This window comes from Streptomyces sp. NPDC005722, from assembly GCF_040630935.1.
Classification (GTDB): domain Bacteria; phylum Actinomycetota; class Actinomycetes; order Streptomycetales; family Streptomycetaceae; genus Actinacidiphila.
Genome location: NZ_JBEXYN010000001.1, coordinates 275,186 through 292,561 on the forward strand (window position 1 = coordinate 275,186; position 17,376 = coordinate 292,561).

The 17,376-nt window shown below is 74.5% G+C and carries 13 protein-coding genes and 1 pseudogene; 11 read left to right on the top strand and 3 right to left on the bottom strand.

The window, feature by feature from the left end; genetic code table 11:
- The first annotated feature begins 1 nt into the window (after window position 1).
- From ABZ479_RS01275 to ABZ479_RS01300, 6 genes are all read left to right on the top strand, one after another.
- Entirely contained in the window at window positions 2-1,399 is a 1,398-nt protein-coding gene (locus tag ABZ479_RS01275) for a DUF3152 domain-containing protein (RefSeq protein ID WP_500459220.1), read from the top strand.
- A gap of 40 nt (window positions 1,400-1,439) precedes the next feature.
- The gene (locus ABZ479_RS01280) at window positions 1,440-1,556 is read left to right on the top strand and encodes an Ms4533A family Cys-rich leader peptide (protein WP_499606988.1); all 117 of its coding nucleotides are present in this window, start codon (window positions 1,440-1,442) and stop codon (window positions 1,554-1,556) included.
- 160 nt (window positions 1,557-1,716) lie between these two features.
- Entirely contained in the window at window positions 1,717-3,429 is a 1,713-nt protein-coding gene (locus ABZ479_RS01285; protein ID WP_500459221.1) for an ABC transporter substrate-binding protein, read from the top strand.
- A complete protein-coding gene (locus ABZ479_RS01290) occupies window positions 3,426-4,418 on the top strand; it encodes an ABC transporter permease (RefSeq protein WP_500459222.1) in 993 nt (330 codons plus the stop codon). Before ABZ479_RS01285 ends, ABZ479_RS01290 begins: the two co-directional genes overlap by 4 nt.
- Complete coding sequence (locus tag ABZ479_RS01295; RefSeq protein WP_500459223.1) at window positions 4,415-5,413, top strand: ABC transporter permease; 999 nt, start codon at window positions 4,415-4,417, stop codon at window positions 5,411-5,413. The genes ABZ479_RS01290 and ABZ479_RS01295 overlap by 4 nt, the downstream gene beginning before the upstream one ends.
- The gene (locus tag ABZ479_RS01300; protein ID WP_500459224.1) at window positions 5,410-7,026 is read left to right on the top strand and encodes a dipeptide ABC transporter ATP-binding protein; all 1,617 of its coding nucleotides are present in this window, start codon (window positions 5,410-5,412) and stop codon (window positions 7,024-7,026) included. Before ABZ479_RS01295 ends, ABZ479_RS01300 begins: the two co-directional genes overlap by 4 nt.
- 560 nt (window positions 7,027-7,586) lie before the next feature.
- On the opposite strand, the pseudogene thrS reads toward ABZ479_RS01300, so the two are convergent.
- Window positions 7,587-8,825: pseudogene (gene thrS, locus ABZ479_RS01305) on the bottom strand (threonine--tRNA ligase); the annotation flags it as partial.
- Window positions 8,826-9,184: 359 nt separating this feature from the next.
- On the opposite strand from thrS, the gene pelF reads away from it, so the two are divergent.
- The 5 genes from pelF (at window position 9,185) to moeZ (ending at window position 14,962) form a co-directional block, all read left to right on the top strand.
- A complete protein-coding gene (pelF, locus tag ABZ479_RS01310) occupies window positions 9,185-10,849 on the top strand; it encodes a GT4 family glycosyltransferase PelF (protein ID WP_500459225.1) in 1,665 nt (554 codons plus the stop codon).
- The gene (locus tag ABZ479_RS01315) at window positions 10,846-11,889 is read left to right on the top strand and encodes a hypothetical protein (protein ID WP_500459226.1); all 1,044 of its coding nucleotides are present in this window, start codon (window positions 10,846-10,848) and stop codon (window positions 11,887-11,889) included. Before pelF ends, ABZ479_RS01315 begins: the two co-directional genes overlap by 4 nt.
- 118 nt (window positions 11,890-12,007) lie before the next feature.
- Complete coding sequence (locus ABZ479_RS01320; protein WP_499606970.1) at window positions 12,008-12,928, top strand: NAD-dependent epimerase/dehydratase family protein; 921 nt, start codon at window positions 12,008-12,010, stop codon at window positions 12,926-12,928.
- Complete coding sequence (locus ABZ479_RS01325) at window positions 12,916-13,677, top strand: spherulation-specific family 4 protein (RefSeq protein WP_500459227.1); 762 nt, start codon at window positions 12,916-12,918, stop codon at window positions 13,675-13,677. The genes ABZ479_RS01320 and ABZ479_RS01325 overlap by 13 nt, the downstream gene beginning before the upstream one ends.
- A gap of 106 nt (window positions 13,678-13,783) precedes the next feature.
- Entirely contained in the window at window positions 13,784-14,962 is a 1,179-nt protein-coding gene (moeZ, locus tag ABZ479_RS01330) for an adenylyltransferase/sulfurtransferase MoeZ (RefSeq protein WP_500459228.1), read from the top strand.
- Between the two features lie 96 nt (window positions 14,963-15,058).
- Here the strand turns inward: moeZ and ABZ479_RS01335 are convergent, their stop codons facing one another.
- Together ABZ479_RS01335 and ABZ479_RS01340 are read right to left on the bottom strand one after the other, a co-directional pair.
- Window positions 15,059-16,246, bottom strand: a complete 1,188-nt coding sequence (locus ABZ479_RS01335; protein WP_500459229.1) for an acyltransferase family protein — start codon at window positions 16,244-16,246, stop codon at window positions 15,059-15,061.
- Between the two features lie 107 nt (window positions 16,247-16,353).
- On the bottom strand, window positions 16,354-17,223 hold the full coding sequence (locus tag ABZ479_RS01340) for a glycerophosphodiester phosphodiesterase (RefSeq protein ID WP_500459230.1): 870 nt from the start codon (window positions 17,221-17,223) through the stop codon (window positions 16,354-16,356).
- Window positions 17,224-17,376: the final 153 nt, after the last annotated feature.

Below are 17,376 nucleotides of genomic sequence, written 5' to 3' on the forward strand. Positions count from 1 at the left end.
CATGGGCAGGCACAGCGCACCGGGCGGCCGCGACGGCCGCCGCGACGACGTACCGGGCATAGCCGGCGGCGGTTCGGGCTCCGGCCGGCGCCGGCGTACCGGCCCGGCGGCGACGACCCCGCAGCGGCCGGGCGGGCCGGGCCAGGCGCCCGGTGGCCCCGTGCCGGGCGGCCGGGACGGCTTCCGGGCCGGCGACCCCGGGCACGGGGACGTCCCGGGCCACTCCCACCCCGAGCACCGGGAGCACTCGGCCTGGGGCCGGGCCGGTTCCTGGGCCCCGCCGCGCACACCGCGGGGCACCCGGCCCACCGAGCTGGCGGACGGCGCGCTGGGCACCGAGTACCCGGAGGACGAGGACCCCCTCGACGGGGGCGCCCGCACCGCGGCCCGGATAGCCGGCTTCCCGCGGCAGCGCCGGGCGCCCGGTGCTGCCGCGGGAGCACGGAACGTTCCCGGGCCGCGGAAGGACTTCGTCGCGGCCTTCGACGCCCCCTCCGTCCCCGCCGCCACCGAACCCGGGGCACCCGCCGGGGGCGCGACGGAGGCCGGGGAGGCCGCGGAACCACCCGGACGGCCCAGGACGGCCGTCAGGACCCGGGCCCTCAGCGGCGCGGCCGCCGCGGCGGTCGTGACCGTGCTGGCCGTCGTCGTGGCGGGCCAGATGGCCGCCGGGGGTGAGAAGCGTCACCCGTCCGCCGCGGCGAAACCGGGCGGCAGCCGGGCCGCGGACGACTCCGCGTCACGCTCCGAGGGCCGGGCCACCCCCTCCGGCTCACCCTCCGCGGTCGCCGCGCCGCTCACGTACGGCGAGGCCATGACCCGGACCTACCCGCTCGACCAGGACCTGGGCCTGGCCGGGAAGTTCCAGACCGTGGGCGGCCAGGAGAAGGCACCGGGCAAGGGCCGGCTGCTGCGCGTACGGGTGGACGTCGAGAAGGGGCTGCCGCTCAACGCCCGGCTCTTCGCGGACGCCGTATACAAGACGCTGAACGACAAGCGCAGTTGGGCGCACGCCGGGGCCCGCACCTTCGAGCGGGTCTCAACGGGCCCCGCCGACATCGTGGTCACCCTGGCCAGCCCCGGCACCACGGCCACCTGGTGCGCCAAGTCCGGCCTGGACACCACGGTTGACAACGTGTCATGTGACGCGGCGTCGACCCCGCGCACGATGATCAACGCGTACCGGTGGGCCCAGGGCTCGGAGACCTACGGCCCGGACCGGATGCTCGACTACCGCGAGATGCTGATCAACCACGAGGTCGGGCACCGGCTCGGCTACGGCCATGTGCTCTGCCCCAAGCAGGGCGCCCTCGCCCCGGTCATGATGCAGCAGACCAAGTTCCTCTCCTACGGGGGCCTGACCTGCAAGCCCAACGCCTGGCCCTACCCCCGGGGCTAGCCTTTTGACATCGGGCGATTAATCGTTCAATGTTTTCGGCATGCCGCACAGCCCCGCCACCGACGACGACGCCAGCATCGAGCTGGCGCTCATCGGCGTGGCCGGGCACTGCGTGGCCGACATCCTGTGTCGGTGTTCCACGGTGCCGGGCGCGTAAAAGGGGCACGTTCCCCCCTCGCCCCGGACCTCTCCGCCCGTGGGCACAGTGCTCGACGCACGATCGATCCTTCCCGGCCTCCGCATGAGGCCGTCGCCGCTGCCTGCGGGCCTTCCACAGCCCTGCCCTCCTCATCTCGCAGCCGCGAAAGGGATCTTCGATGTCTCACCCGTCCGTCACACCCCGCCGCCTCGCAGCGGCCGCCGTCGTCCTCGCGATCACCGGTGGCGCCGCCGCCTGCGGCCCGGAGGACAGCGGGGCCAAGGCGGCCGACGGCAAGCCGGCCAAGGGCGGCACGCTGTACGTGCTCAACCAGTCCCCGCAGGAGGACTTCGACCCGGCGCGGCTCTACACCTCCGGCGGCGGCAACGTCCCCGGCCTGGTCTTCCGCACGCTGACCACCCGCAACCGGGAGGACGGCGCGGACGGCGCGAAGGTCGTCCCGGACCTCGCCACCGACACCGGCACGCCGAACGGGGACGCCACCGTCTGGACGTACCACCTCAAGGACGGCCTGAAGTACGAGGACGGCTCGCCCATCACCACCGCCGACATCAAGTACGGCATCGAGCGCTCCTTCGCCGCCGAACTGTCCGGCGGCGCCCCCTACCTGCGGGACTGGCTGACCGGCGGCAAGGACTACCAGGGCCCGTACAAGGACAAGGGCGGCCTGGACTCCATCGAGACCCCGGACGCGAAGACCATCGTCTTCCACCTGGACAAGCCCGAGGGCGACTTCCCGTTCCTGGCCACCCAGACCTCCTTCGCGCCGGTCCCGCAGGCCAAGGACACCGGCACCAAGTACGAGAACCACCCCTTCTCGTCCGGCCCCTACAAGGTCGTGTCGAACCAGAACGACGGCGAGCACCTGGTCCTGGAGCGCAACACCCACTGGGACCCGAAGACCGACGAGGAGCGCAAGGCCTACCCGGACCGCATCGACGTCCAGTCGGGTCTCGCCGCCGCCGTGATCAACCAGCGGCTGTCCTCCGGCGCCGGCAAGGACGCGGCCGCCGTCACCACCGACACCAACCTCACCGCAGCCGAACTCGCCAAGATCACCGGCGACAAGGAGCTGGCGAGCCGCGTCGGCACCGGCCACTTCGGCTACACCGACTACATCGCCTTCAACCCGAAGGTGAAGCCCTTCGACGACCCGAAGGTGCGTCAGGCCATCGCCTACGCGACCGACCGCACCACCGTCGTCAATGCCCTCGGCGGCTCCTCGCTCGCCGAGGCCGCCACCACCTTCCTCCCGGCGCAGGAGTCCTTCGGCCACACCCCGTACGACCCGTTCCCCGCGGGCGCGAACGGCAACGCCGCCAAGGCGAAGGAGCTGCTGAAGGAGGCCGGCCACGCGGACGGCCTGACCGTCACCCTCACCCACGACTCCGCCACCGGCGACGAGCAGGGCCCCGAGGTCGCCACCGCCCTCCAGGACGCGCTGAAGAAGGCCGGCATCACCGTCAAGCTCGAGGGCCTGGAGTCCAGCGCCTACAGCGAGAAGATCCACGGCCTGAAGACCGAGCCGGGCTTCTTCCTCACCGGCTGGGGCGCCGACTGGCCGTCCGGCGGCCCCTTCCTGGCCCCGATCTTCGACGGCCGGCAGATCGTCAAGGACGGCTACAACTTCAACAACGCGCAGCTGGACGACCCGGCCGTGAACAAGGAGATCGACGAGATCAACAAGCTCACCGACCTCCAGGCCGCCGCCACCCGCTGGGGCGCGCTGGACAAGAAGATCGGTGAGCAGGCGCTGACCGTGCCGCTGGTGCACCCCGTCTACAAGCGCCTGTACGGCAAGGACGTCAAGAACGTCGTCATCAGCGACTGGACCGGTGTCCTCGACGTCGCGCAGGTCGCGGTCAAGTGACCACCACCGACGTGCTCGCCGCGCCCGGCGCGGCCTCGGACACCCCCGAGGCCGCGCCGGGCGCCCGGCAGCTCTGGCGGCGGCTGCGCGCCCAGCGCGCCGCCCTCGCCGGCGTCGCCGTGATCGCCCTGCTCGTCCTGGTGGCCCTCGCCGCGCCGCTGCTCGCCGCGCTGGAGGGCCAGGACCCGGACGCGTACCACGCCTCGGCCGTCGACTCCGCCCTCGGCGGCGTCCCGCTCGGCTCCTTCGGCGGCGTGAGCGCCGACCACTGGCTCGGCGTCGAACCCGGCACCGGGCGCGACCTGTTCGCCCGGCTCGCCTACGGCGCCCGGATCTCGCTCGGCATCGGCCTCGCCGCCACCGTCGTCCAGGTCGTCATCGGGGTCGCGGTCGGCCTCGCCGCCGGGCTCGGCAACCGCTTCCTGGACAACCTGCTCAGCCGGACCACCGACGTCATGCTGGCGCTGCCCACCCTGGTCTTCTCCATCGCCCTGCTGGCGATCGTGCCCGCCGGCTTCCCGCGGCCGGTGCTGCTGGTCCTCGTCCTCGGCCTGCTCGGCTGGGGCGGCACCTCCCGCATCGTCCGCGCCCAGACGCTCAGCCTGAAGTCCCTCGACTACGTGGCCGCCGCCCGGCTCGGCGGCGCCGGCCGCTGGCGGATCGCCCGCCGTGAACTGCTGCCCTCGCTGGCCGCGCCCGTGGTGACGTACAGCGCGCTGCTGGTGCCGTCCAACATCGCCTCGGAGGCCGGGCTGTCCTTCCTCGGCATCGGCGTCAAGCCGCCCACACCCTCCTGGGGACAGATGCTCTCCTCCGCGACCACCTGGTACCAGGCCGACCCGACGTACGTGCTGCTGCCCGCCGGCCTGATCTTCGTCACCGTCCTCGCCTTCACCGCGCTCGGCGACGGAGTGCGCACCGCCCTCGACCCGCGGGCGGGCAGCCGCCTGCGCGCCGTGACCCGCAGGCGGAAGGAGGCGCGCCCGTGACGCTCCTCACCCGCTTCGCGCTGCGCCGCCTGCTGGCGGCGCTGCTCGTGCTGCTCGTGCTGAGCGTCGCGGTCTACGCGCTCTTCTACGTCCTGCCCGGCGACCCGGCCCGGCTGGCCTGCGGGCCCAAGTGCACCGCCGACCAGGTCGCCCAGGTCCGCACCCAGCTCGGCCTCGACGACCCCGCCTTCGCGCAGTACGCGCACTTCCTGCACGGCCTGTTCGCCGGCACCGACATCAGCACCGGCGTCGGCACCGAGCACTGCGGCGCCCCCTGCCTGGGCTTCTCGTACCAGAGCGGCGAACAGGTCACCTCCCTGCTCGCGCAGCGGCTGCCCGCCACCGCCTCGCTCTCCCTCGGCGCGATGGTGCTGTGGCTGGTCATCGGCGTCGGCACCGGTGTGCTCTCGGCGCTGCGCCACGGCGGGCTCACCGAACGGCTGCTGACCGCGGTCACCCTCGCGGGCAACGCCGTGCCGGTCTTCATCATCGGCATCCTGCTGATGCTGCTGTTCGTCTCGGTGCTGGGCTGGCTGCCCTTCCCGTCCTACGTCCCGCTGACCGAGGACCCCGAGCAGTGGGCCTGGAACCTGGTGCTGCCCTGGCTCTCGCTGGCCATCCTGGAGAGCGCCAAGTACGCCCGGCTGACCCGCGGTTCGATGCTGGACACGCTCTCCGAGGACCACGTGCGCACCTTCCGCGCCTACGGCGTCAGCGAGCGCTCCGTCATCGGGCGCCACGCGCTGCGCGGCGCGCTGCCGCCGGTCATCGCGCTCACCGCGCTGGACCTCGGGACGATGTTCGGCGGCGCGGTGCTCACCGAGTCGCTCTTCGGGATCCCCGGCCTCGGCAAGAGCCTGGTGGACTCGGTGCGGACCGAGGACCTGCCGGTCGTCGTCGGGCTCGTGCTGGTCACCGGGTTCTTCGTGGTCCTCGCCAACGCCGTCGCGGACGTCCTGTACGCGGTGGCCGACCGACGGGTGGTGCTGGCATGACGTCACCGCTGATCGAGGTCGAGGACCTCACGATCGACTTCCCCACCGGCACGGGCACCGTCCGCGCCGTGGACGGGCTCTCCTTCTCCCTGGAACAGGGCGGGGCCCTGGGCATCGTCGGCGAGTCCGGCAGCGGCAAGAGCGCCACCGCCTTCACCCTGCTGGGACTGCACCGCGGCAGCGGGGCGCGGATCGGCGGCTCGGTGCGGGTGGCCGGCGTCGACGTCCTCACCGCGGGGGAGAAGGAACTGCGCGGGCTGCGCGGCGGACTGGCGGCGATGGTCTTCCAGGACCCGCTGTCCTCGCTCGACCCCTACTTCGCGATCGGCGACCAGATCGCCGAGGTGTACCGGGTGCACCACCCGGGAGCGTCCCGGCGCGCGGCCCGCGCGCGGGCGGTCGAGGTGCTCGACCGGGTCGGCATCGCCGACGCCCCGCGGCGGGCCCGCTTCCGGCCGCACGAGTTCAGCGGCGGCATGCGCCAGCGCGCCCTCATCGCCATGGCGCTCGCCTGCGAGCCGCGGCTGCTCGTCGCCGACGAACCGACGACGGCGCTCGACGTCACCGTCCAGGCGCAGATCCTCGACCTGCTCGGCGACCTGCGCCAGGAGACCGGGATGGGGCTGCTGCTGGTCACCCACGACCTGGGCGTGGTGGCCGGGAGCGTCGACGAGGTCCTGGTCATGAAGGACGGCCGCGCCGTGGAGCGCGGACCGGTCGGCACGGTGCTGGGCGCGCCCCGGCAGCCGTACACCCGGAACCTGGTGGCCGCGGTCCCGCGCGTGGGGACGGCGCGGCCGCGCGGCGGCGTCACGGGCGAGGTGCTCCTCGAAGCCGTCGGCGTACGGCGGGAGTTCGGCCGGCGCGGCGCCCGGGTCGCGGCGGTCGACGGCGTCTCGCTCACCGTGCGCGCGGGCGAGACGCTCGGCGTCGTCGGGGAGAGCGGCAGCGGCAAGACCACGCTGGGACGGATGCTGGTGGGGCTGCTGGAGCCCACGGGCGGCGAACTGCGGCGCCCCGGCGTCCGCTCCGGCGCGGGCGCATCGGGGCTGCAGATGGTGTTCCAGGATCCGGTGTCCTCGCTCAACCCGCGGCGCAGCATCGGCGAGTCCGTCGCGGACCCGCTGCGGACGGCCGGCGTGCTCGACGACGCCGCGGTCACCGCCCGTGTGCGCGAGCTGCTGGAGCGGGTCGGACTCGACCCCGACTGGTACCACCGCTACCCGCACGAGTTCAGCGGCGGACAGCGGCAGCGCGTCGGCATCGCCCGGGCGCTGGCGCCCGAGCCGCGGCTGATCGTCTGCGACGAACCGGTCTCGGCGCTGGACGTCACGACGCAGGCGCAGGTCATCGGGCTGCTCGGCGAACTGCAGCGCGAGCTGGGTCTCGCGCTGGTCTTCATCGCCCACGACCTGGCCGTGGTGCGCCAGGTCAGCGACAACGTCGCGGTGATGCGGGCGGGCCGGGTCGTGGAGTACGGGCCCGCGGCGCGGGTCTACGAGGCGCCGGAGCACGAGTACACCAAGGGGCTGCTGGCGGCGGTCCCGGTCCTCGACCCGGAGGAGTCCGCCGCGCGGCGGGCCGCCCGCCGCGCCCTGGTGCCCACCGCCTGACGCACGGCCGGGGCACGGCACGCGTGCCGTGCCCCGGCGGCCGCGTCCGGGGCTGGCGGTGTGCCACCGGCCGGGAGCCTCCGTTGCCGGCCCCCGGACCGGGCGGGCGCTGCGCGCGGATTCCGGCGTTGCGGGGGGATGCCCGTGCGGGGTGTTTCGGGCGGAAGTGGCCCGCGCGCGTACCCGGGGACCCGGGAGAGACCCACGCGGAAGCGTGCTCCCGACAGCGGTGGCCTGTGCGTCGGCCCGTGCGCAGGCCGCCCGCGCGCGCCCCGTGCGCCGAGGGGGAGCCCTCACGAGGACGAGCCCCGGCCGCTCGGGCCACAGCTTGACGTCGTGGGCGGCCACGGCCGCGCAGACGCCCGCCAGTACCGCCTCCGCCGGCCGTGCCCCTTGCGCGCCCCGGGTGCCAGGGTGCCCGTGAGGGGCGTGCTCCCGACGAAAGCGGCCCGCGCGTCGGCCCGGGAGGCGGGTCGGCCGGGGCGTGTCCGGGCGGGCACGCCTGCAGCGCACGACGCCCGAGCACGGGCGAGCCGGTGCGCCGGCTCGCCCGCGTCCCGTCAGGGGGAGTCCGCAGGCTCGGGCCACAGCTCCACGTCGTGGGCGGCCACGGCCGCGCGGACGCCCGCCAGTACCGCCTCCCCCGGTCGAGGCGGGAGGCGGCGGCCGTCGCGGAGCCGGAGGGCGACGTGCGCGTCGGCGGCCTCCTTCGGACCGATGACGGCCTGGTACGGGACGAGGCGGGCCTCCCGGACGCGGGCCCCGAGGGTGCCCCGGTCCGGGGTGCGCAGCTCCGCCCGCAGTCCCAGGTCGAGGCAGCGCCGCAGCAGCGCCTCCGCCCCGGGCAGTTCGGCCTCCGACACCGGGAGGACGGCGACCTGGACGGGGGCGAGCCAGGGCGGGAACGCCCCGCCGTGCCGCTCGACCAGGTGCGCCACGGCCCGCTCCACGCTGCCGATGACGCTGCGGTGCACCATGACCGGACGGTGCTTCGCGCCGTCCGCCCCGACGTAGCTCAGCCCGAACTGCCGGGGCTGGTGGAAGTCGATCTGCACGGTGGACAGGGTGGCCTCGCGGCCCGCGCCGTCGGCGACCTGGACGTCGATCTTGGGCCCGTAGAAGGCGGCCTCGCCCTCCGCCGCCTCGTAGGGCAGCCCGGAGCGCTCCAGCACCTCGGTCAGCAGGGCGGTGGAGCGTTCCCACAGCTCGGGCTCGGCGACGTACTTGCCGCCCGGTCCGGGGAGGGAGAGCCGGTGGCGGGCGGGGGTGATGCCCAGCGCGCGGTACGCCCGGCCGATCATCGCCAGGGCGGCGGCGGCCTCCTCGGCGACCTGGCCGGGGGTGCAGAAGACGTGCGCGTCGTTGAGCTGGATGGCGCGTACGCGGGTCAGCCCGCCGAGCACCCCGGACAGCTCGGAGCGGTACATGCCGCCCAGCTCGGCCATGCGCAGCGGCAGTTCGCGGTGGCTGCGGGAGCGCGAGCGGTAGATCAGCGCGTGGTGGGGGCAGAGGCTGGGCCGCAGCACGACCTGCTCGCCGCCGAGGTCCATCGGGGGGAACATGTCCTCGCTGTAGTGCGCCCAGTGCCCGGAGATCTCGTACAGCTCCCGTTTGCCGAGCACGGGCGAGTACACGTGCCGGTAGCCCGCCCGGCGTTCGGCCTCGCGGACGTACTCCTCCAGCGCGTGCCGGACGGCGGCGCCGTCCGGCAGCCAGTAGGGCAGTCCCGCGCCGATCAGCGGGTCGGTGTCGAACAGGCCGAGCTCGCGGCCGAGTCTGCGGTGGTCGTGCATGACGGTCTCCTCGCGGACGGAGGGCGAGTGACCGCAGACGAAAGCCCCGGGGCACTCGCCCCGGGGCTTCGTCGTGACATGGGTCAGCGCGCCGGGACACTCTCCGGCGTCGTCGTCATGGCAGCGCGCTTCATGCCGTTCACGGTAACAGGCCCCCGCGGTGCGCGCGCGGGAGTGATCCGCGCCGCCTCCGCACGCCCGTGGACCACCCGGCAGACGTCTACCCGGTCACAACGCGCAACGCCGGGGAAAGTCACGTCTCTTCACCCCTTTCGGTGGCACGGCGGACAACCGTCCGTCGTGCCCCCACTTCGCCGGAATACGGTCATCGCGCCCGAACAGACCGGTGCCGAGAGGGGGCAGACGTGCGTATCGCATTACTCGCGGAGGGTGGTTATCCGTACGCCCGGGGTGAGGGGGGCGCCTGGGTCGACCGGCTCGTACGCGGGCTCACCGGGCACGAGTTCGCGGTGTACGCGCTGGGCAGGACCGAACGGGCCGAGGCCGGGGGGCTGGTGGCGCTGCCACCCCAGGTGACCGGCGTGCGCGCGCTGCCGCTGTGGGGGCCCGCGCCGGGTCCGGGGGCCGTCTCGGGAAAGGCGCGCCGCCGGCGGGCGCAGGCGCTGGAGCAGTACCGCGACCTCGTCGGGGTGCTGGCGGGCGACGCCGGCGCCAACGGCGTGGCGGACCGTTTCGCCTCCGCGCTCTACACCCTCGCCGAACTCGCCCGCGAGGACGGCGGGTTGCCGGTGCTGCTCCGCTCCGAGCACGCGGTGCGCGTGCTGGAGGAGGTCTGCCGGGCGCCCGGCGCGCGGCCCCTCGTCGCGGACGCCGGGGTGGGCGACCTGCTGCTCGCCGCCGACCAGCTGGAGCGCGTGCTGCGGCCGCTCTCCGCCCCCTGGTACGACGAGTTCGGCGACGCCCTCGCCACCGCCGACATCTGCCACGCCGTGACGGGAGGCACCGCCCTGCTGCCCGCGCTGCTGGCCAAACGGTTCTTCGGCACACCGCTGCTGGTGACCGAGTACGGCGTGCGGCTGCGCGAGACCCTGCTGCTGCACCGCGCCGCGGGCCTGCCCGCCCCCGTACGCGCCCTGCTCGCCGCCTTCCACCGCCACCTGGCGGGCGAGGCGTACCGCGGGGCCGCCCTGGTCACCCCCGGCAACGCCCACGCGCGTCGCTGGCAGGAGCATTGCGGCGCCGAGCGGGACCGGGTCCGCACGGTCTACCCCGGCTACCAGGGACCCCTGCCCGAGCCCGCCGCCGAGGCCGAGGACGGCGACCCCACACTGGTGTGGGTCGGCCGGGTCGACCCCGGCAAGGACCTGACCGGGCTGCTGCACGCCTTCGGGGAGGTGCGCAAGGAGGAGCCCGGGGCGCGGCTGCGGGTCGTCCGCGCCGGCGAGGGCGACCCCGCGCACCTGGAGCGCTGCCGCGCCCTGGCGGCGCAGCTCTTCCCGGACGAGGCGGCCGACGCCGTGACCGCGGGGGAGAACCCGGTCACCTTCGAGGAACTCGGCTCGCCGGGCGCCCCGGCGCTGCCCGACGCGTACGCGGCCGGTGACGTGGTCGTGCTCTCCAGCGTCGTCGAGGGATTCCCGGTCACCCTGGTCGAGGCCATGTTCTGCGGCCGGGCCACCGTCTCGACGGACGTCGGCGCCGTACGGGAGGTCATCGGCGGCACCGGCCTGGTCGTGCCGCCGCGCAACCCGAAGGCGCTCGCCGAGGCCTGCGTCGCCCTGCTGCGCGACCCCGAGCGCCGGCAGCGGCTGGGCGCCGCCGCGCGCGAACGCGCCCTGGAGCTCTTCACCGTCGAGCGGAACCTGGCGGCCTTCCGCGAGATCTACCTCGACCTGGTCGCCCACACGCCCGGGCGGCACGCCCCGCTGATCGATCCGGACGGCACCCCCGTCCCCTTCGGCAGGCCCGCCGAATCCCGTGTCCCGGGCCGCTGGACGGCCGCCCCCGCCTGGGCGCTCGCCGCCCGCGAGCCCGCGTACGCCGGAGCCGAGGGGCGGGAGCGCGCATGAGCCACGTGCAGGAGGGCGAGACCGGCGCCCGCAGGACCGGCCCCCGCAGACGCGGGCCCGCCGACCCCGTCCGCGGCCTGATGCACCGCCACCAGGAGCTGTGCGCCGAGGCCGTCGACCCGCTGGAGATCGTGGCGGGACTGGAGGCGCAGGGCGTCACCGACCGCGTCGCGGCGGGCTTCCGGCACCGCGACGTCTTCACCCTCGCCGAGGAGCTGTACGCCCGGGTGCCCCGCGCCGGTGCCGCGCCCGCCACGGGCCGGCCCACCGGCCGCCCCGCCCTGCTGCTCACCCTCGCCCCGGGCGCCGTCTGCGCCGCCGCGAGCGGTGCGCTGCGCGTGCTGCCGCCGCTCACCGTGGTCGCCGTGGCCGTGCCGCTGCTGCTGCTCGCGCTCCTGGCCGCCCTGCGCCGCGGACCGCTGCGGGCGCCGTACGGCACGGGCCCGGGCGGCGCGATGTGGAGCTGCTGGCTGGTGGGCTTCGGGCTGTACGGGCCGCGCGCCGTCGACGGTCTCGCCGGGGGCGTGCTGCCCGCCGCGGACGCCGCCGAACTGACCGCGCTGGCGCTCTCCCTCGCACCCGCCGCCTGGTGCGCCCACCGCTTCGCCGTGCGTTCCCGCGGCCATCTGCTGCGCAGCCGCACCCTGGAGGAGTTCGGCGGCTCCGTACGGCCGCTGCTGGCGGGCACGCTGGCGCTCTTCCTCGGCTGCGTGCTCGCGCTGCTGTGCGCCGCCCGCGCCGTGGCCGGGGCCCCGCTGACGCCGGGGGCGCTGGCCGGCCCGGCCGCGCTGGCCCTGCTGCTGTTCACCGCGCGGCTGCTCGCGGTGCACGGCCACCCGGACCCGGCCGCCATCGGCACCGGGCTCGCCTGCGCCACCGAGGCCGTGGCCCTCGCCGCCGCCCTGCTGGACCGGTTCCCCCTGCCGCCGGCCGCCGTCCCGGCCCTGGCCTGCGCGGCCGCCGCCCTGGCGCTGGCGGCCCACGCCCTGACCACGCTCTCGCGCGCCTCCGCGTACACGGCCGCGGCGGCGCCGCGATGAGCGGGCGGTGGCCGGCCCGGCCCGGCACACCCCGCAGTTCCGAAGAAGAAGCCAAGGAGCAACCCACGATGACCCACCCGCACCCCCGGCCACGGCACGCGCAGCGGAGGCGCTCGCGATGAGAGTCCTCCTCCTGGGCGCCAACGGATTCGTCGGCCGCCACGTGGCCGAGCGGCTGCTGGCCGACCCCGCCGTGCAGCTGACCGCGCTCGGCCGCAGCGACGACGCCGACGTGCGCTTCGACCTGTCGTCCGGCAGCCCCGGCGCCCTGGCCCGCTTCATGGACGCCGTCCATCCCGGGGTCGTCGTCAACTGCGCGGGCGCCACGCGCGGCGGGGCCCGCGACCTGACCCGGCACAACACGATCGCGGTCGCCTCCGTGTGCGAGGCGATGCGCCGCAGCGCCACCTCGGCCCGGCTGGTCCAGGTGGGCTGCGCCGCCGAGTACGGGCCCTCGCCCACCGGTTCCTCGACGGCCGAGGACGCCGTGCCCCGGCCGGGCGGCCCGTACGGGGTCAGCAAGCTCGCCGGGACGGAACTGGTGCTGGGCTCCGGGCTCGACGCCGTCGTGCTGAGGGTCTTCACCCCGGTCGGGCCGGGGACCCCCACCGCCTCGCCCATCGGACGGCTCGCGGAGGCGATGCGCCGGGCCATGCAGACCGGCGACGGCGACCTGAAGCTGACCGGCCTCGGCGTGCAGCGGGACTTCGTGGACGTGCGCGACGTGGCCCGCGCCGTGCACGCGGCCTCGCTGTCCGCCGCCCAGGGCCTGGTCAACATCGGCACGGGCCGCGCCGTACCGCTGCGCGAGGTCGCCGCGGCGCTGGCCAACGCCGCGGGGTACGCGGGCGCCCTCCACGAGGTCGAGGACCCGCACCTGACGGCGAACGGCAACACCCACCCCCACTACCCCGACGGCTGCGGCGTCTGGCAGCAGGCCGACATCCGCACCGCCCGCGACCGCCTCGGCTGGCGACCGCGCATCGCCCTCGAGGAATCCCTCGCCGACGTCTGGATGGAGGCGGCATGCCGCGTGTGAATCCGAGCGGCCTGCGCAGGCCGGTCGACCGCTGCGACGGACTGGGCTTCGGGGTCCCCGCGTACGCGCACCCGCTGGTCGCCCCGGGCGAGTGGGCCGAACTGGCCCGCCCCGGCGCCCCGATGCACTGGGTGGTGCTCAACGTGGCGCGCGGCCCCGGCGCCCGGGTCGACCCGCTCTACACCGAGGCGTGCGCCCGGCTCCGCGACGCGGCCGTGCCCGTGCTCGGCTACCTGGACACCCGGCACGGGGCGCGCCCCTTCGGCCAGCTGGTCGCCGACGCGCACCGCTTCCTCGACTGGTACCGGGTCGACGGCTTCTACCTCGACCGCGCCCCCACCACGAGTTCGGAGCTGCCGGACTGCCGGCGGGTGATCACCACCCTGCGCGCGCTGCTGAGCGTGGAGGGCGGCAGCACCGGGCACATCGTGCTGGGCCACGGCTGCCACCCGTACGAGGGGTACGCCCAGGCCGCCGACCAGCTGGTGACCTTCGCCGGGCCCTGGGGGCAGTACCGCTGGTCGGAGGCCCCGGAGTGGACGGCCGCCCATCCGCCGGAGCGCTTCTGCCACCTGGTGCACGGCGTCCCCGCACCGCACCTGGAGAACGCCATGCGGATCGCCCGCTGGCAGGGTGCGTCGACGGTCTACTTCACCGACCGCACCGACCACGCGGCATGGGACGGCCTGCCGGCCTACTGGGACGAGGCCTCGCGGATGCTGCGCCGTCAGCCGCCGCCCAGCATGTGACCAGGAATCGTCTCGGTCCTCGGGACGGCGGTCTTGGAATGAAGAAGGGCGTGGCAGTGTTACGGGGAGAACCACCCGTAGTGATCGATCGACAAACGGAGTCCCCGTGTCGCTGCCACCCCTGGTCGAGCCGGCCGCCGAGCTCACCGTCGACGAGGTCCGCAGGTACTCCCGCCACCTGATCATCCCCGATGTGGGGATGGACGGGCAGAAGCGGCTGAAGAACGCGAAGGTGCTCTGCGTGGGCGCCGGCGGTCTCGGCTCGCCCGCCCTGATGTACCTGGCCGCCGCCGGTGTGGGCACGCTCGGCATCGTGGAGTTCGACGAGGTCGACGAGTCCAACCTGCAGCGCCAGATCATCCACAGCCAGGCGGACATCGGCCGCTCCAAGGCGGAGTCCGCCCGCGACAGCGTCAAGGGCATCAACCCGTACGTCAACGTGGTCCTTCACGAGGAGCGGCTCGAGGCCGACAACGTGATGGAGATCTTCAGCCAGTACGACCTGATCGTCGACGGCACGGACAACTTCGCGACCCGCTACCTGGTCAACGACGCGTGCGTGCTGCTGAACAAGCCGTACGTCTGGGGCTCCATCTACCGCTTCGACGGCCAGGCGTCGGTCTTCTGGTCCGAGCACGGTCCCTGCTACCGCTGCCTCTACCCCGAGCCCCCGCCGCCGGGCATGGTGCCCTCCTGCGCCGAGGGCGGTGTCCTGGGCGTGCTGTGCGCGTCCATCGGCTCCATCCAGGTCACCGAGGCGATCAAGGTCCTCACCGGCACCGGCGAGCCGCTGGTCGGCCGCCTGATGATCTACGACGCCCTGGAGATGCAGTACCGCCAGGTCAAGGTCCGCAAGGACCCCGACTGCGCGGTCTGCGGCGAGAACCCGACCGTCACCGAGCTCATCGACTACGAGGCCTTCTGCGGCGTCGTCTCCGAGGAGGCGCAGGAGGCGGCGATGGGGTCGACGATCACTCCGAAGCAGCTCAAGGAGTGGATCGACGACGGCGAGAACATCGACATCATCGACGTCCGCGAGCCCAACGAGTACGAGATCGTCTCCATCCCGGGCGCCCGGCTGATCCCCAAGAACGAGTTCCTCATGGGCAACGCCCTCCAGGACCTCCCGCAGGACAAGAAGATCGTCCTGCACTGCAAGACCGGTGTCCGCTCCGCCGAGGTCCTCGCCGTGCTGAAGTCCGCGGGCTTCGCCGACGCGGTCCACGTCGGCGGCGGCGTCATCGGCTGGGTCAACACGATCGAGCCGGAGAAGCCGGTCTACTGACCGACGCGAGAGCGGAGGCCCACGGAGTCCGGCCGGTCCGGACGCCGTGGGCCTCCGCCGTTGCCGAAGGCCCCTGCCGTCGCAGTGGGCCGGACGTCACGGACCCGCCGGAGTGACCCCGGCCGGTTCGCGGCGTGCCGGGGCCGCGGCGACGGAACGGCGCAGCACCGGCAGGGACTTCCAGGAGCGGTGCCGTTTGAAGGGCAGCTCGAAGACCCGGGCGAACAGCCACGCCGCCGGCAGCGAGACGGGCAACGCCACCAGGAGCGTGAACCAGAACGTGGGCAGTCCCGGGGCGACGAACCGTGGCGCCACGCGCCGGATGACGGCCATGACGACCGGCAGGTGGACCAGGTAGAGGCTGTACGACACGTTCCCCAGGCCCTGGACGGGACGTGCGGTCAGCAGCCGGAGCAGGAAGGCCGGCCGGCCCGTGGCGACCGCGGCGATCAGCATCGTCATGGCGGGGACGACGGCGAGGTCCACCCAGAAGTAGTGGTCCACCGTCCAGACCCGGCCCTTGACGGCGGCGAGCGCCGCGACGGGCACGGCGGACGCCACGGCGAACCAGTGCCACGGCAGACGCCGGACGCGCGCCGAGGCGACGACGATCCCCGCGCCCACCAGCCCGGCGACGAACACCGGGGCCAGGTGCGGGGTGAGCCAGTTGGTTCCCTCCACCGGGGACGCGCCCGGCGCCATCAGGCCGTACACCACGACCGGCAGCGTCACCCCCGCGACCAGCACCGCGGCGCCCAGCCGCCGCCGCACGAGCAGCAGCAGCGGGAAGAGCAGGTAGAGCTCCGCCTCCACGGCGATCGACCAGAACGTGCCGTTCGGCGTCGGCGCGTTCAGCACGTCCTGACCGAGGAGGCCGTACACCACGACCGTCGCGCCGGTGGGCGGCCCGAAGTGCGAGGCCGGCACGACGTACCGGGCGACGACCAGGCTCGCCGCGAGCGCCGCCCAGTACGGGGGCAGGATGCGCCAGGCCCGGCGGCGCAGGAAACGGGCGGCACCGCCCAGCCGCCAGCCGTCCCGCGCCGGGGCGACGGCCAGCGAGAACCCGGACAGCACCAGGAAGAAGACGACGGCGAGGCGCCCGTACATGAGCCCGTCCAGCCACCAAGGGGCCGAACTGTCGGGATACCCGGGGAACGTGTAGAGCCAGCAGTGGAAGAGCACCACGTACAGGGCGGCCAGGCCGCGGAGCCCTTCGAGGCCCGGCACCTCGGGCCGGCCGTGGCCTTCGCGCGCGGTGCTGACGGGACGGCTCGCATCCACGGGGATCGTTGGGCCCTTCCTCCGGCGTCGGCGGCCCGGTGCCACCCACGGCGACTGGGTCGCCGTGGGCCGGGTGGTTCAACGGGCCGTGCGGCCTCCCGTCCGGGTCACTGCACGCCGTTGCGGATGACGTCCGGGCGGTTGGTGATGATGCCGTCGGCCCCCAGGGCCGCCATGCGGACGGCGGTGGTGAGGTCGTCGACCGTCCACGCGTTCACGCGCAGCGGCTTGCCGTCGGGGCCGTCGACGCTGTGCACGGCCTGCACGTAGGCGTACGTGACGTCCTTCTCGTCCGGGTTGATCTGGTCGGCGAAGGCCGCGTACTCCTTCAGGCGGGAGACGGGCGGGCTGCCCAGGAACCCGGTCACGACGGCCGGGCGCAGTTCGTGGGTACGGCGCAGGGCGTCGGCGCTGAAGCTCTGGACGACCAGCCGGCCGGCGAGGTGCGCCTGGTCGAGCCAGCCGGCCTTCTGGAGGGCGTCGACGGTCTGCTGCTCGATGCCGGGGTAGAGCTCGGGCTGCTTGAGCTCCAGCAGCAGCCCCTGCTGGTTCCGGTCGAGGAGCTGCAGGTACTCCTGGAGGGTGGGGACCCGCTCGCCGCGGAAGCGGGGCGCGAACCAGCTGCCGGCGTCGAGCCGGCGGATCTCGGCGAGCGTGAAGTCGGCGACGCGCCAGGGGGCGCGGTCGGGGAAGACCTGCTCGACGTCGGTGGTGCGGTTCAGCGTCGCGTCGTGGATCACGACCAGGGCCCCGTCCTTGGTGCGCTGGACGTCGTTCTCGATCCACGCGATGTGCTGCTCGTGGGCCCGGCGCACGGCCGACAGGGTGTTCTCGGGGGCCTCGGTGGAGGCGCCCCGGTGGGCGAAGACCGTGGGGGACGAGGGGTCCGCGGGCGCGGCGTGGGCCGGCATGGTGACGAACGCGGAGGTTCCCAGCAGGAGGGCGGCCGTGACGCCACGGGCGAGGTGTTGGTGCATGCGTACTCCTCACGACGGCACGGTCCCCTCCCGACCGAGGTTCGCAGCCCGTACCAGGACACGGCGGTGCACGACATGACAAACGGGTGAATAACATCATCCCGTTCCCCCGTCAGGGTGGCACGGATGGCGTCCGGCCGCAGGTCGTGGGGG

What these genes read in the sequence shown, in the direction of transcription:
- ABZ479_RS01275 (WP_500459220.1), top strand. Translation starts at nt 2, where the DNA reads ATGGGCAGGCACAGCGCACCGGGCGGCCGCGACGGCCGCCGCGACGAC.
- ABZ479_RS01280 (WP_499606988.1), top strand. Translation starts at nt 1,440, where the DNA reads ATGCCGCACAGCCCCGCCACCGACGACGACGCCAGCATCGAGCTGGCG.
- ABZ479_RS01285 (WP_500459221.1), top strand. Translation starts at nt 1,717, where the DNA reads ATGTCTCACCCGTCCGTCACACCCCGCCGCCTCGCAGCGGCCGCCGTC.
- ABZ479_RS01300 (WP_500459224.1), top strand. Translation starts at nt 5,410, where the DNA reads ATGACGTCACCGCTGATCGAGGTCGAGGACCTCACGATCGACTTCCCC.
- ABZ479_RS01315 (WP_500459226.1), top strand. Translation starts at nt 10,846, where the DNA reads ATGAGCCACGTGCAGGAGGGCGAGACCGGCGCCCGCAGGACCGGCCCC.
- ABZ479_RS01320 (WP_499606970.1), top strand. Translation starts at nt 12,008, where the DNA reads ATGAGAGTCCTCCTCCTGGGCGCCAACGGATTCGTCGGCCGCCACGTG.
- ABZ479_RS01325 (WP_500459227.1), top strand. Translation starts at nt 12,916, where the DNA reads ATGCCGCGTGTGAATCCGAGCGGCCTGCGCAGGCCGGTCGACCGCTGC.
- ABZ479_RS01340 (WP_500459230.1), bottom strand. Translation starts at nt 17,223, where the DNA reads ATGCACCAACACCTCGCCCGTGGCGTCACGGCCGCCCTCCTGCTGGGA.